The 13,239-nt window shown below is 70.7% G+C and carries 15 protein-coding genes; 7 read left to right on the forward strand and 8 right to left on the reverse strand.

The genetic code is table 11. From position 1 onward, the window contains the following. Nucleotides 1-126: 126 nt before the first annotated feature. The 6 genes from Mam01_RS28485 to Mam01_RS28510 all read left to right on the forward strand — a co-directional run bounded on the left by Mam01_RS28485 (nucleotide 127) and on the right by Mam01_RS28510 (nucleotide 6,853). Nucleotides 127-546, forward strand: coding sequence for a CBS domain-containing protein (locus Mam01_RS28485; protein ID WP_204288250.1), 420 nt, complete (start codon nucleotides 127-129; stop codon nucleotides 544-546). 25 nt (nucleotides 547-571) lie between these two features. Next, a complete protein-coding gene (locus tag Mam01_RS28490; protein WP_204288252.1) occupies nucleotides 572-1,378 on the forward strand; it encodes an HPF/RaiA family ribosome-associated protein in 807 nt (268 codons plus the stop codon). A 55-nt stretch (nucleotides 1,379-1,433) separates the two neighbouring features. Next, nucleotides 1,434-1,808, forward strand: a complete 375-nt coding sequence (locus Mam01_RS28495) for a CBS domain-containing protein (protein WP_150933620.1) — start codon at nucleotides 1,434-1,436, stop codon at nucleotides 1,806-1,808. A gap of 82 nt (nucleotides 1,809-1,890) precedes the next feature. Then, nucleotides 1,891-2,154 carry a hypothetical protein gene (locus Mam01_RS28500; RefSeq protein WP_204288254.1) on the forward strand — a complete coding sequence of 88 codons (264 nt, stop codon included), beginning with the start codon at nucleotides 1,891-1,893 and terminating at the stop codon, nucleotides 2,152-2,154. A gap of 167 nt (nucleotides 2,155-2,321) precedes the next feature. After that, nucleotides 2,322-4,703 (forward strand): glycoside hydrolase family 65 protein, encoded by a 2,382-nt coding sequence (locus Mam01_RS28505; RefSeq protein WP_204288256.1) that lies wholly within the window; start codon nucleotides 2,322-2,324, stop codon nucleotides 4,701-4,703. Nucleotides 4,704-5,095: 392 nt separating this feature from the next. Then, entirely contained in the window at nucleotides 5,096-6,853 is a 1,758-nt protein-coding gene (locus Mam01_RS28510) for a glycosyl hydrolase (protein ID WP_204288258.1), read from the forward strand. Between the two features lie 75 nt (nucleotides 6,854-6,928). Here Mam01_RS28510 and Mam01_RS28515 read toward each other — a convergent pair whose 3' ends face one another. The 8 genes from Mam01_RS28515 to Mam01_RS28550 all read right to left on the reverse strand — a co-directional run bounded on the left by Mam01_RS28515 (nucleotide 6,929) and on the right by Mam01_RS28550 (nucleotide 11,980). Then, nucleotides 6,929-7,282: a VOC family protein gene (locus Mam01_RS28515; protein WP_204288260.1), complete on the reverse strand. Its 354-nt coding sequence runs from the start codon at nucleotides 7,280-7,282 to the stop codon at nucleotides 6,929-6,931. Between the two features lie 55 nt (nucleotides 7,283-7,337). Beyond that, nucleotides 7,338-7,856, reverse strand: coding sequence for a DUF1707 SHOCT-like domain-containing protein (locus tag Mam01_RS28520; RefSeq protein WP_239101698.1), 519 nt, complete (start codon nucleotides 7,854-7,856; stop codon nucleotides 7,338-7,340). 8 nt (nucleotides 7,857-7,864) lie between these two features. Next, a complete protein-coding gene (locus tag Mam01_RS28525; protein ID WP_204288392.1) occupies nucleotides 7,865-8,668 on the reverse strand; it encodes an ABC transporter permease in 804 nt (267 codons plus the stop codon). Next, a complete protein-coding gene (locus Mam01_RS28530) occupies nucleotides 8,668-9,630 on the reverse strand; it encodes an ATP-binding cassette domain-containing protein (RefSeq protein ID WP_204288268.1) in 963 nt (320 codons plus the stop codon). Before Mam01_RS28530 ends, Mam01_RS28525 begins: the two co-directional genes overlap by 1 nt. A 16-nt stretch (nucleotides 9,631-9,646) precedes the next feature. After that, nucleotides 9,647-10,588 (reverse strand): DUF4097 family beta strand repeat-containing protein, encoded by a 942-nt coding sequence (locus Mam01_RS28535; protein WP_204288270.1) that lies wholly within the window; start codon nucleotides 10,586-10,588, stop codon nucleotides 9,647-9,649. Then, nucleotides 10,588-11,121, reverse strand: coding sequence for a toxin-antitoxin system HicB family antitoxin (locus Mam01_RS28540; RefSeq protein ID WP_150933614.1), 534 nt, complete (start codon nucleotides 11,119-11,121; stop codon nucleotides 10,588-10,590). Before Mam01_RS28540 ends, Mam01_RS28535 begins: the two co-directional genes overlap by 1 nt. Before the next feature lie 83 nt (nucleotides 11,122-11,204). Continuing rightward, nucleotides 11,205-11,405 carry a hypothetical protein gene (locus Mam01_RS28545; RefSeq protein WP_204288272.1) on the reverse strand — a complete coding sequence of 67 codons (201 nt, stop codon included), beginning with the start codon at nucleotides 11,403-11,405 and terminating at the stop codon, nucleotides 11,205-11,207. After that, entirely contained in the window at nucleotides 11,402-11,980 is a 579-nt protein-coding gene (locus tag Mam01_RS28550) for a TetR/AcrR family transcriptional regulator (protein ID WP_204288274.1), read from the reverse strand. The genes Mam01_RS28545 and Mam01_RS28550 overlap by 4 nt, the downstream gene beginning before the upstream one ends. 92 nt (nucleotides 11,981-12,072) lie before the next feature. On the opposite strand from Mam01_RS28550, the gene Mam01_RS28555 reads away from it, so the two are divergent. Then, complete coding sequence (locus Mam01_RS28555) at nucleotides 12,073-13,125, forward strand: NAD(P)-dependent alcohol dehydrogenase (RefSeq protein ID WP_204288275.1); 1,053 nt, start codon at nucleotides 12,073-12,075, stop codon at nucleotides 13,123-13,125. Nucleotides 13,126-13,239: the final 114 nt, after the last annotated feature.

Below are 13,239 nucleotides of genomic sequence, written 5' to 3' on the forward strand. Positions count from 1 at the left end.
ATGACGCGGCACGGGCTGAATCCCCGGCCTTCAGGCCGGGGAGCGCGTCAATGCTCAGGGCCAGACTGGGTATAAGGGACGCGAGTCATCGAACGTGTCTCGGGGGCACCGATGAGCGTAACGGACATGGGCAAGAAGGCCCGGGATGTGATGCACGAAGGCGTTCAGTGCATCGGTGAACACGAAACGCTGCGCACCGCCACGCAGATGATGGCAGACCTGGGGGTCGGTGCGCTGCCCATCTGCGGGGACGACGACCGGCTCAAGGGGATCATCACCGACCGCGACATCGTGGTCATGTGCTGCGCGCACGGCAAGGACATCGACCGGACGACCGCCGGCGAACTGGCGCGTGGCCTGGTGTGGGTCGATGCCGAAGCCAGCCTGGAGGAGGCGCTGTTCGCGATGGAGGAGCACCACATCAAGCGCCTGCCCGTGGTCGCGGGTCATCGCCTGGTCGGCATCATCAGCGAGGCGGATCTGGCCAAGGAGTTGCCGGACAGCAAGCTCGCGGAGTTCGTCCACCGCGTGTACGCGCTGGACTGACCGCCGACCGCGGAGGTGATCCGGTATGAACCGCCGTTCTCCGGTGAGCGCGCTCGATCCCTCCGAGATACAGGTAGAGACCCGGGGGTCGGTCCCGGCCGGCTCGGTCGGCGAGGCTCGCGAGACCGTCGCGGCCCTGACCGCGCTCGCGCACGAACCGGTGCTCTACGCCCGGGTGAAGCTCGGCGTCTCGGCCGACCCGGCCGTCGCCCGCCCGTGCGTCGCGCAGGCCAACCTCGACGTCAACGGGCGGCTCGTACGGGCCCAGGCGGTCGGCGAACACATGCACCAGGCCATCCGCCTCCTGGAGGACAGGCTCCGGATCCGGCTGCGCCGTACGGCCCGGGACTGGGAGGACCTGCGCGGGCGACATCCTCTGGACGCCGACCAGGAGTGGCGGCGTTCGAGCCCGCCTCGCCGCCCGCTGCCCTACTTCCCCCGGCCCCCGGGGGAGCGGCAGGTCGTACGGCACAAGGCGTACGAGCTCGCCTGGGCGACGCCTGACGAGGCCGCCTTCGACATGGAACAGCTCGATTACGACTTCCACCTGTTCCGGGAGGTGGACACCGGTCAGGACAGCGTCGTCTACCGCAGTGGAGAGGGATACCGGCTGGCGCAGGTGTCGCCCCGTCCCGATCGGCTGGGCCCGGTGTCCGTGCCGCTCACCGTCAGCAGCACATCCGCGCCGGTTCACACCCTTGAGGAGGCCACCGCCCGGCTGGAGGCGAGCGGTCTGCCCTTCGTGTTCTTCGCCGACAGGCGGACCGGCCGAGGCAACGTCGTCTATCACCGCTACGACGGCCACTACGGACTCATCACGCCCAGCGGCTGACCGGCGTCCCACGGCGGTGTGGTTGGCTGGATGTGCTGGTGAGGAGGGGAGGACCATGCGTATCGCCAACGTTTACCGTCCCCTGGTGTTCGGGTGCCCGGTGACCGCGAAGCTGCCCGAGGTGGCGCGCCGGATGACGGAGAAGAACATCGGCGCGCTCGCCGTACTCGAAGCGGACCGGGTCACGGGAGTGATCACAGAACGGGACCTTGTGACGGCGCTCGCCACATCCGCCGATCCCGCCGCCCTGAGCGCGGGGATGTGCGCGTCGTCGGACATCAAGACCGCGACCTTGGACGAGGACACGCGTGAGGTGGCCCGCCGCATGCTCGACTACGGCATCCGCCACATTCCGGTGGACCAGGACGGGCGCCTGATCGGCATGGTGTCGATGCGCGACCTTCTCGCCCTGGAGACGCTCACGCCCTGACCATCGCCGCCTGGTCTTCCGGGGAAGTGGGATCACACCGGTCCGTGGGTACGGAGCCAGGAACCAGGGGGTGGAACGCGAGATGTCCGGTCACGTTTTCCAGGACGAGATGCGGCAGGTGCTCGACGAGGTGTACCGCGGACGCGAAACGGCCGCGGTCCGGGATGTCTACGCGCAGGCGTCGGCGCGTCTGCACCTGACCGCCGACATGCTCGCGCACCTGAACGAGATCCCGGAGGGCGCCTACACCAGGCAGGAGATGGTCGCGGCGATCAACAGGGTGATCCTGCACCGGGGCGAGCAGGACACTCTCGGCTTGATCGACGAGCCTTCCCGGACCGAGTGAGCGGCTGGGACGTAACGCGGCCACGTACGTCCGCACCGCGTCGGACGGAATCCGGCGTTCGCTGGTGATCGGCCGGTCGGGGCCCTCGCGGATCCGGCGATCGGAGCGCCGCGTGAGCGGAACGACGTGCCCGCGCCGCCGGAGCGGGCGCGCCGGGAGGAGCTGCGGTGAATCCGTGGTCGCTGACTTACGAGGGGTTCGATCCCGATCACGAAGGACTGCGCGAGGCGCTGTGCACGCTGGGCAACGGCCGGTTCGCCACGCGAGGCGCGGCACCCGAGGCCGAGGCCGGCGCCGTCCACTACCCGGGGACGTACGTCGCCGGATGCTACGACCGGCTCACGTCGGACATCGCGGGCCATCGGCTGACCAACGAGGACATGGTCAACCTGCCGAACTGGCTGCCGCTGACCTTCGCGACGCCCGGCTGCCCGTGGTTCTCGCCCGGCACGGCGGACCTGCTCCGGTATCGGCAGGACCTGGACATGCGCCACGCCGTCCTGCACCGGTTGATCCGGTTCCGGGACGCCGAGGGCCGCGTCACGTCCGTACGGCAACGCCGCCTGGTCTCCATGGCCGACCCCTACCTGGCCGCTCTGGAGACGACCTTCACGGCCGAGAACTGGTCGGGGCCTCTCCGCGTACGCTCCGGGCTCGACGGCCGGGTGGCCAACTCGGGAGTGGCGCGGTACCGGGACCTGCGGGGCGACCACCTGACAGAGCACGCGACCGGAATCCGGGAGCCCCTGACGTGGCTCCGCGCGCGAACCCGCTCCTCCGGCATCGAGGTCGTGCTGGCCGCACGGATCGACGTCTCCTCCAGCGGCGGGGGCGGGGCGGAGACCGAGCGGCACGACGACCACGTCATGGAGACACGCGTGCTGCCGCTGGACCGGGACCACCCCGTCACGGTCGTCAAGACGGTCGCGCTCACCACGTCGCGCGACCTCGCGGTCGCCGACGCGACCTCGGCCGCGCTGCGGCGGGCCGGGCTCGCGCCCGGCTTCGGCGAACTTCTGGAACAGCACGAGATCGCCTGGCGTGACCTGTGGGAACGGGCCCGGCTGGAGGTGACGGGCCCGCGCACCCAGCGGGACATCCGCCTGAACACCTTCCACGTGCTGCAGACCCTGTCGCCGCACACCGCCGACCTCGACGCGGGCGTGCCCGCGCGCGGCCTGCACGGCGAGGCGTACCGGGGACACGTGTTCTGGGACGAACTGTTCGTGCTGCCCTGGCTGACCCTGCGGTTCCCCGAGATCGCCCGCGGGGCGCTGCGCTACCGCCTGCGGCGGCTGCCGGAGGCCCGGGCCGCCGCCCGCGCCGCCGGTCTGCGAGGGGCGATGTTCCCCTGGCAGAGCGGCAGCGACGGACGCGACGAGACCCAGCGGTTCCACCTCAACCCCCGATCCGGCCGGTGGACGCCCGACCACACCCACCTTCAGCGGCACGTCGGGCTGGCCATCGCCTACAACGCCTGGCAGCACTACGCGATCACCGGGGACATGGAGTTCCTCGCCGGGACGGGCGCGCGTCTCCTGGTCGAGATCGCCCGCTTCTTCGCCTCGCTGGCGCGGCTCCACCCCGGGTCGGGCCGCTACGAGATCCATGGCGTGATGGGCCCGGACGAGTATCACGACAGCTGTCCCGGCGCGGCGTCCCCGGGCCTGGACAACAACGCGTACACCAACATCATGACGGTGTGGCTGCTGCTGCGCGCCCGTCAGGCGCTCGACCTGATGCCGCGACGCGCGCGGGAGGACCTGCGCCGCCGACTCGGCCTGACGGACGTGGAGACCGAGCGGTGGGAGGACATCACCCGGCGGATGCGGGTGGACTTCCACGACGGCGTCATCAGCCAGTTCACCGGATACGAGCACCTGGCGGAGCTGGACTGGGATCGTTACCGGGGCGTGCGCCGGCTGGACCGGGCGCTGGAGGCCGCCGGCGACAGCCCCGACCGCTACCGGGCGTCGAAGCAGGCCGACGTGCTCATGCTGTTCTACCTGCTCACGGCCCGGGAGGTGCGGGAGATCCTCGACCGGCTGGGCTATGCGGCGGCGCCGGGCCTGACCCGCCGCACCATCCGCCACTACCTCGCCCGCACCTGCCACGGTTCGACGCTGAGCGCCGTGGTGCACGCCTGGGTGCTGGCGCGATCGGACCGCACCGGCTCGTGGCGGTTCTTCACCGAGACGCTGACGGGTGACATCACCGACGTCCAGGGAGGGACCACCGCCGAGGGCGTCCACCTCGGCGCCATGGCCGGCACGCTGGACCTGGTCCAGCGCTGCTACCTCGACCTGGAGGCCCGGCCAGACGGCCTGCACCTGAACCCGGTGCTCCCCGAACAGCTCACCACGCTGTCACTGTGCCTCCGCTACCGAGGCGCGGAACTCGACGTCGACGCCGACCCGGCCCGCGTACGGATCGCCCGGGCCGACGACGGCCCCACCGCCCTGGACCTCTTCGTGCACGGCCAGCACGCCCGGCTCCGGCGCGGCGACAGCCGTACGTTCCCCCTGCCGGAACGCAGGCACGACGGGTGACCGGAGGCCGAAAGCAGCACGCTGGCACTGAACCGGATAATGATCGATCTCCGGATCCATCCGGTTCGCGTGAATGAAACGTTCATGGCCCCGGGACACCACAGGCATCCGGAATGTTTCCGTTCGTTGTAAAAACTTTTCGGCAGAGCGACGTACTCAGGATTCGCACCCCCGGTCGACCTGGGCCACAAAACGACCCGGAGCCGTCGAAACTTTCGGATGCCGGACGCCGGAAAGAGGCGGGTCGCCCTACCAATTCGGAGCAGGGATACAACTCGGGCGTTGACTTCTTAACCGGTTAATTCTCATCATCTGCATGTCCTTCACGCCTGCCGGACCACGCAGGCGCGGAAAAGCTCCGGAAAACCCGCTTCCCCAACGGAGGAGAGACCATGAACGACCGTGGACGACCGGCCGGGTTACGCCTGGCCGGTTTGGTGGCCGCGCTCGCGGCCCTGCTGTCGACCGCGCCGGCGATCCTGCCCGTGTACGGCGCGGCATCGCCCTGCCAGGTGCGTTACCAAATCACCAACGACTGGGGCTCCGGCGCCACCGTCGAGGTGACGATCGTCAACACCGGCGCCACCGCCGTCGACGGTTGGACCCTGACCTGGACCTTGGCCGGCAGCCAGACGATCGCCGACATGTGGGGCGCCACATACAAGCGGTCCGGCGTGGACGTCTCGGCGACCAACGTCTCCTACAACGCCGCCATCCCCGCGGGCGGCGGCTCGGCGGGCTTCGGCTTCAACCTCGGATACAGCGGTTCCAACCCCGTCCCCACGGTCTTCGCCCTGAACGGTGAGACGTGCGGCGACTCGTCACCCCCGTCAAGTCCCACTCCCAGCCAGACTCCCACCGCTTCCCCGACGGTCCGGCCGGGCAATCTGGCGCTGAACAGGCCGGCCGCCTCCTCGTCGAACGAGAGCGGTGCCCTGACCGCCGCGGCGGCCGTGGACGGCGACCCCGGCACCCGCTGGTCCAGCGCGTACGGCGACCCGCAGTGGATCCAGGTCGACCTCGGCGCGAGCTACGTCATCAGCCACGTGACCCTGCGCTGGGAGGCCGCGTACGGGAGGAGCTACCGCGTCCAGACCTCCGACGACGGCGTCACCTGGACCTCCGTCTACAGCACCACCAGCGGCGACGGCGGGAACGACGAGCTGACCGTCTCCGGCAGCGGCCGCTACGTCCGCATGTCCGGCACCGCCCGAGGCACGAGCTGGGGTTACTCGCTCTACGAGTTCGAGGTTTACAGCATCGCGCCGAGCCCGTCGCCGAGTCCGACCGGCACGGCCTGCGGGCAGTCTCCCGCCGACCCGGGCGCGAACTCCAAGGCCAGGAACCTCCTGTGCTACCTGAGAACGCACGCGTACGTGAGCGGCCAGACCGACGCCCCGGACGCCGACAAGGTCAAGTCGCTGACCGGCCGCTATCCCGCCATCGTGGCCTTCGACTTCATGGAGTACACCCGGGGCGGCGTGCAGACCCAGAGCGTCGTCGACTGGTACAACTCGCACCACGGCATCGTGGCCTTCCAGTGGCACTGGTACTGCCCGCGCGGGGGGAACTACGCGGCCGACTGTGACTTCGTGCCGGATCTGGGCAACCTGTCGTCCAAGCTGTACCAGGACATCGACCTGGTCGTCCGCGAGCTGAAGAAGCTGGGCGACGCCGGCATCCCCGTCCTGTTCCGTCCGCTGCACGAGAGCAACAACAACTACATGTGGTGGACCAAGAAGGGCGCCGACGCCTACAAGCAGCTCTGGCGGCTGATCTACCAGCGGGCCCAGCTCGCCGGCGTCCACAACGTGGTGTGGGTCTTCAACGGCATGGCGAGCGGCCAGAGCACCCCGATGTCGTCCTGGTATCCGGGCGACTCCTACGTCGACCTCGTCACCTCGGACTACTTCCAGAGCTCCGGCGACTACAGCACCCTCAAGGCCATCGGGAACGGCAAGACGCTCGGCGTCGCCGAGACGTTCAGCCCGCTCAACCCCTCGTCCGATCCCGCCTGGCCCTACTTCGTCGTATGGGCCTCACGCGACTGGGCCGGCAGCGGCAAGGACGTCCAGGGCCTGTGGAAGACGGCGATGGCGAACCCCAGGACCATCTCGATCGACCAGCTCCCCGACATGACCAGGTGGTAGAGCCACCCGGCAGGCGCCACCCGCCGCCCGGCTCCCGGCTCCCGGAGCGGCGGGCGGCCCCGCGTGGAGACACCGTCAGCTGGGCTGCCACAGCTCGATGCGGTTGCCCTCGGGATCGGTGACCCAGCCGAACCGGCCGACGCCCTCCATGTCCTCGGTCTCCTTGGCCACGTCCGCTCCCTTGGCGCGCAGTTGGGCGAGCATCGCGTCCAGGTCGCGGACCCGGAAGTTGAGCATCGTCCCCTGGGCCCGGGAGCCGAAGTAGTCGGTCCCGGACTCGAAGGTCGCGAACACCGTCATCCCGGCCTCCTGACGCCACACGCCGTTCTCGTCGGCGTCCAGGCCCAGGCACTCGCGGTACCACGCGCCCAGGGCCGCCGGGTCGGCGGCGCGCAGGAAGTATCCGCCGATTCCAAGCACACGTTCCATGCCGCTCATCCTGCCAGGATCGCGATCATTCGCCACGCCCCTCGCCCCGGTCGCGTCACCTCCGCGCGGCGCGGATGGTGATGCTGCCGTACGGGAGGTCGCCGGTGATCCGGACGTGCAGCCTGCCCGGACTCCGGCGGCCCGGCGCCTTGGATGTCACCCTGCCCCAGCCGAGGCGCACCCCGTCGGCGTTCGCGCTCGCGCCGGCGGGCAGGATGATCGTGGCGCCGCCGTACGCGAGCCGGAGCTCGATGTCGATCCGCGGGTGCGGGATGTGGGCCCGGGACAGGTCGAGCCGCACTCTGCCGTACTCGGAGTCGATGCGCAGCCGGCGCGGGACGTGCCAGTCGCCCGTCCGCTTGACGAGCCCGCCGGTGGCGGCGATGCGCACCACTTCGTCTTCGGCTTCGTCCGCCAGGTCGGCGACGACCGGCTCCAGCTCACCGGAGGCGGTGGCGGTGAGCGCCAGTTCGAGCCGCCGCTCCAGCTCGGCCGGGCCGAGCCGGCCGTCCGCGTACGCCTGCTGGACCAGCTCCACGGCCCTGTCCCGCTCCCGCTCGGGGACGTGTCCCATCGCGTGGCTCATCGGCTGACGGCTCTCTTGTACAGCCGCGTGGCCAGCGGCACGAACACGGCCAGGAGCAGGACCGACCACAGCAGTGACACCGGCACCGCGTGCCGCAGCGGCCAGGCGGCGGGCGCAGGGACGGCCGGGCTGGTGTTGCCGAACAGTTCGCGGGCGGCCTGGACGAGCGTGGACACCGGGTTCCACTCGGCGATCGGCCTCAACGGCCCGGGCAGCCGGGCGCTGTCGACGAAGGCGTTCGACAGGAAGACCAGCGGCAACGACACGAGGGTGGCGACGTTGTTGAAGACCTCGGGCGTGCGCAGGGCCAGCGCGACCGTGGCCGTCACCCACGAGAAGGCGTACGCGAACAGCAGCAGCATCAGGAAGCCGAGGAGCGCTTCGAGTGGCGAGGTGTGGACGCGCCATCCGACGAGCAGCCCGACGAGGGTCATCGTGACGATGCTGGTCACGTTCATGATCAGATCGCTGAGGGTCTGGCCGGTCAGCACCGCCGAGGGCGACATCGGCAGGGTGCGGAACCGGTCGAAGATGCCCTTCTGCAGGTCCTGGGTGAGGGTGTAGCCGGTGATCTGCGCGCTCGTGGTGATCGTCATGACGAAGATGCCGGGAAGCATGTACTCCGCGTACGACATGCCGGGCAGGCTGATCATGCTGCCGAAAACGTAGGTGAACAGCAGCACGAACACGATCGGGAGCATGACCACGCCGCCCAGCAGGTCGGGGGCCCTCCGGATCTTCAGGGCGTTCCGCTTGGTGATCGTCACGCCGTCGGCGACGGCCAGCCGCAGGGTGTTCATCACGCGATCTCCTCGGTCTTCTCGTCGGCCCGCTGTCCCGTGAGGCTCAGGAACACGTCGTCCAGGGTCGGCCGGCGCAGACCGGCATCGCGTACGGTGATCCGCTCGGCGGCCAGGCGGCCGAGCGCCTCGGTCAGCGCGGCCGCGCCGCCGGCCACCGGGATCGTCAGCCGCAGGGCCGCGGCGTCGATCCGCATGTCCCCAGCGGCCAGCGGCGCCAGTGTCCTGGCGGCGCTCTCCAGACTCGCCGTGCTCGTCACCGACAGCTGGATCCGGTCACCGCCGACCTGGTCCTTGAGCTCGTCGGCCGTGCCGAGCGCGATCACGCGCCCGTGGTCGACCACCGCGATGCGGTCGGCGAGCCGGTCGGCCTCCTCCAGGTACTGCGTGGTGAGCAGCACCGTCGTGCCTCCCGCGACGAGCTCGGCGATGACCTTCCACAGTCCGATCCTGGCCCGGGGGTCCAGGCCGGTGGTGGGCTCGTCGAGGAACAGCACGGGCGGTCCGGCGACCAGCGCGCCGGCCAGGTCGAGCCTGCGTCGCATGCCGCCGGAGTATCCGCGCACGGGACGGTCGGCCGCGCCGGTCAGGTCGAAGCGGTCCAGCAGTTCGCGGGCGCGCTCCCTGCTGCGCCTGGTGCCCAGGTGGTGGAGGCGGCCGACCATCTCCAGGTTCTCGGCGCCGGTCAGGTGGTCGTCCACGGCGGCGTACTGGCCGGAGACGCCGATGTGCGCCCGCAGCCGGTCGGCGTCACGGACGACGTCGAACCCGGCCACCGTGGCGTGGCCCGCGTCCGGCCTGAGCAGTGTGGTGAGGATGCGCACCGTGGTGGTCTTGCCGGCGCCGTTCGGGCCGAGCAGCCCGAACACCGATCCCTCGGGAACGGTCAGCCCCATCCCGTCGAGGGCGACGACGTCGCCGTATCTCTTGACCAAGCCCTCGGCCACGATCGCGTCTGGCATGGGAATCTCCCTGGTTTCAGGAACGGTGGATGACGACGTCGCCGTAGGTGGTGTGGGTCCGCACCTCGACGATCCGGCCTGCCCGCTTTGGGTCGTCGCCGGGGTCGTCGCCGGGGTCGAGGGAGACGTCCACGGTGCCGTACGTGGAGGTCACGTCCAGCCAGGCGGCGGTGCCCTCCCGGATCCCGAGATCCAGACCGCCGCCGGTCGTCTCCATGACGACCGAGCCGGACACCACCTCGCCGATCCGCACACTGGCGTACGCGGTCTTGGCCGCGACGCCCGCCAGGGCGCGGTCGACGGTGATGTCCCCGTGGGCGCTGTTCAGCCGCAGTTCGCCGGTCACCTCGCGGACGCGGACGGCGCCGTGGGAGGTCCTGACCGCGGCGGTGCCGTCGATCTCCCCGATGTGGATGCCGCCGTGGGTCGTGGTGACCTCGGCGTGCCCGGACGCGCGGGTGACCGAGATGTCGCCGTGAGTGCTCCTCACCCGCATCCGAGCGGCCTGTTCGATCCGGATGTCGCCGTAGGAGGTGCTGATCGTCACCTCGCCCAGCGGCCCCCGGCACCGGACGGTTCCCGCCGTCCTGGCGTCGAGCCGGGAGCCGGCCGGCAGGTCGATCGTCACGTCGGCCGAACCCGGGCCGAGCAGCAGTGAGCGCGCCCAGGTGGCGGGCGACTCGACGAGCCTGCCGAGGGAGAGTCCCCGGCCGGAGGCGGAGCCCGCGTACTCCTTGTCGGCCCGCACCACGAGCCTGCCGTCGGCGTAGTCCACCTGGATGTGCCGGGCGGCCTGCACGTCTGCATCGTTGTGTTCGTCGCTCGGGCGGACGTCGACGACGGTGTCGGTGCGGTCGCCCGCGTTGATCCGGACGGTGGCGGTCGCGAGGTCGAGGACGGCGAGGATGGGCCGCGGGGTGTCGAAGGCCCGCACCCCGGCCTCCTTGTCGCCGGTCATCAGCGCACCCAGCCGGTGTAGCCGCTGCCGGTCTGCCGCGCCTGGCGCCGTCCGGAGCGGCGGTCGGCGCTGCCGGGGTCGAGCGCGGCGGCGACGGCGCGGACCAGCCAGGCGTTGACCGACAGCCCCTCACGTGTGGCCGCCTCCTCGATGCGCGGCTTGAGGTGCTCGGGGACCCGGAGTGAGATCCGGGACGTCCCGCCCTCGTCGGCGTCCGAGAACGGCGGCGGAGCGGGCTGTCTCTCCGCCTGTCCGGTCTCGCCCTCTCCCTCGTACGAACGGGCGCTCTGCGGTGCCGGCGTCACGACGAAACCGGGATCGCGCCCGCGCAGCCGCACCTCGACCGAGCCCGGTGCGAGGTCCTGGGTGATCTCGTCGGCGGCGGCCGACAGTGCCTCCAGCAGCGCGAGCCGGGTGGCCGATTCGAGCGTCGCGGCGAGGCGCTCGGCCAGTGCGCGAACGTCGTCACCACCCGCCGCGGCGACCATCGCGAGCTCCCGCCGGAGCTGATCGACATAAGGCGCAAGGTCCATGACGTCAGCATGACACCACAATGACGCCATAGCAAGCCTCGGGATTCGTATGCGCGATGCCATAGAGACGTCATTGGCGTCGTCTACCCACGGTCGCGCTTCGTGGGCTCGGGCCGGTCGGCGAGCCGGCGCAGCAGGCGGAAAGCGCGCTCGCTGAAGCGATCGGAGCCGAAAAGGGCGGTGATCACGACGGCGAGGCCGGCGGCACGGCCACGTCGGCTATCAGGGCTTGTCACTTCCGACGGCGCCTGCCCGTCCCGGACGTCGGGTGGCTGCTCGGTCAAGGGGCGATGGCGCGGGCGACGCACTCGCGTAGGAGGGCCCGGCGGCGGTCATGGCCGGTGGAGGGCTCATCCGCGGTGGCGGTGTAGAAGCCGCTGGCCGGGGACCAGGCACAGGCCATGGCGATGACCAGGGCGATCAGGTCGAGTGGGTCGCCCTGGCGGAGCCGTCCGGCGGCCTGGGCGGCGGCGATGGCGGTGAGTTTCGGTTCGTCGTCGGGGGTGTCGGTGAGGCGTCCTGCCGGGCGTCGTTCCAGCCGCAGCCAGGCCATGAGGCGGACCAGTTCGGGATGGCGCAGGTTCTCGTCGTACATTCCCACGGCCCAGCCGGGCAGGTCCTCGGCATCGAAGGCGACAGCGCTCATGAGCCGGTCGGCATGGTCGGCGATCACCGCGTCGAACAAGCCGTCCTTACTGCCGAAGTAGCCGTACACCTGGGCTTTGTTGGTGCGCGCGGTGGCGGTGATGCGGTCGATCCTGGCTCCGGCGATGCCTCGCTGCGCGAACTCCTGGGCGGCCGCGTCCAGAATCCGGCGCCTGGTCGCGGCACCCTTCGGTGTGGTCGGCGGCTCGGGCATGACCTCATTTTAACAGACAGACTAGTTGGTTTGCTTCTCGATCAAGTGTGACCTACGGTGAAAACAGACCGAACAGTCTGTTTGGAGGATTCATGCGTACCACCACCGGCTGGGTGAGCACTGAGGGCACCACCGCGCTGCGGCGCGTCCGCATCGAGCGCCGCGACCTGCGCGACGACGACCTTGCGGTCCGCGTCGACTACTGCGGCGTGTGCCACAGCGATCTGCACCGGATCGGCGGCCTTCTCGGCGAGGGCGCTCTGGTCCCCGGCCACGAGTTCACCGGCACGCTCACCGCCGTCGGCGCCGCGGTGACCGCGTTCTCGGTGGGCGACCGGGTCGCGGTCGGGACCGTCGTCGACTCGTGCGGGGTCTGCGAGATGTGCCGGATCGGACAGGAGAACTTCTGCTACGAGGGCCCCGTCACCACCTACGGCGGGACCGACCGCGTCGACGGCACCAGGACCCAGGGCGGCTACAGCCGCGAGTACGTGGTGCGCGACCAGTTCGCCTACCACCTGCCGGACGGGCTCGACCCGGCCGCCGCCGCCCCGCTGATGTGCGCCGGGGTCACCGTCTGGGAGCCCCTGCGCACGGCCGGGATCGGGCCCGGGAGCCGGGTCGCCGTGGCCGGCCTCGGCGGGCTGGGGCACCTGGGGGTGAAGCTGGCCGCCGAGCTGGGCGCCGAGGTCACCGTCCTCAGTCGCACACCCGCCAAAGCCGGCGACGCCCACAAGCTCGGAGCGGTCGAAACCCTTATGATCAGCGACGACCTGCGGACCCAGCGGGCACGCGGCAGGTTCGACCTCATCCTGGACACCATCCCGGCCGCGCACGACCTGTCCCCGCTGCTGCGCATGGCGGCCCTGGACGGCACCCTCGCTCTGCTCGGCTACCCCCTGGAGCAGGCGGTCCGGATCCTCGACCTGGTCCAGGGCCGCAAGAAGCTGACCTCCTCGGGCACCGGCGGCCGCCGCCACACCGCCGAGCTGCTGGACTTCTGCGCCGGCCACGCCATCACGGCCGACGTCGAGGTGCTGCCCTCGGCGCGCGTCCAGGAGGCACTCGACCGCCTCAGCCGCGGCGACGTCCGCTACCGCTTCGTACTCGACCTGTCCGACCTCGACCAGCCCGCCGACTCATGAAGCGTGGACACCTCAGAGCGTCGCGGCGACCGAGCTACGGAATCCCGACGCCGTGCCGCGGAGAGCTGACGCGACGTCGACGAATCGCCGCGATCCGGGGCGTGGCGACAGCGC

It is taken from the genome of Microbispora amethystogenes (assembly GCF_016863015.1).
Taxonomy (GTDB): Bacteria; Actinomycetota; Actinomycetes; order Streptosporangiales; family Streptosporangiaceae; genus Microbispora; species Microbispora amethystogenes.

Excerpts from the sequence above, each read along its gene's own strand:
- Mam01_RS28485 (WP_204288250.1), top strand. The coding sequence starts at position 127 with ATGGGCAAGAAGGCCCGGGATGTGATGCACGAAGGCGTTCAGTGCATC.
- Mam01_RS28490 (WP_204288252.1), top strand. The coding sequence starts at position 572 with ATGAACCGCCGTTCTCCGGTGAGCGCGCTCGATCCCTCCGAGATACAG.
- Mam01_RS28495 (WP_150933620.1), top strand. The coding sequence starts at position 1,434 with ATGCGTATCGCCAACGTTTACCGTCCCCTGGTGTTCGGGTGCCCGGTG.
- Mam01_RS28500 (WP_204288254.1), top strand. The coding sequence starts at position 1,891 with ATGTCCGGTCACGTTTTCCAGGACGAGATGCGGCAGGTGCTCGACGAG.
- Mam01_RS28510 (WP_204288258.1), top strand. The coding sequence starts at position 5,096 with ATGAACGACCGTGGACGACCGGCCGGGTTACGCCTGGCCGGTTTGGTG.
- Mam01_RS28515 (WP_204288260.1), bottom strand. The coding sequence starts at position 7,282 with ATGGAACGTGTGCTTGGAATCGGCGGATACTTCCTGCGCGCCGCCGAC.
- Mam01_RS28520 (WP_239101698.1), bottom strand. The coding sequence starts at position 7,856 with ATGGGACACGTCCCCGAGCGGGAGCGGGACAGGGCCGTGGAGCTGGTC.
- Mam01_RS28525 (WP_204288392.1), bottom strand. The coding sequence starts at position 8,668 with ATGAACACCCTGCGGCTGGCCGTCGCCGACGGCGTGACGATCACCAAG.
- Mam01_RS28530 (WP_204288268.1), bottom strand. The coding sequence starts at position 9,630 with ATGCCAGACGCGATCGTGGCCGAGGGCTTGGTCAAGAGATACGGCGAC.
- Mam01_RS28535 (WP_204288270.1), bottom strand. The coding sequence starts at position 10,588 with ATGACCGGCGACAAGGAGGCCGGGGTGCGGGCCTTCGACACCCCGCGG.
- Mam01_RS28540 (WP_150933614.1), bottom strand. The coding sequence starts at position 11,121 with ATGGACCTTGCGCCTTATGTCGATCAGCTCCGGCGGGAGCTCGCGATG.
- Mam01_RS28550 (WP_204288274.1), bottom strand. The coding sequence starts at position 11,980 with ATGCCCGAGCCGCCGACCACACCGAAGGGTGCCGCGACCAGGCGCCGG.
- Mam01_RS28555 (WP_204288275.1), top strand. The coding sequence starts at position 12,073 with ATGCGTACCACCACCGGCTGGGTGAGCACTGAGGGCACCACCGCGCTG.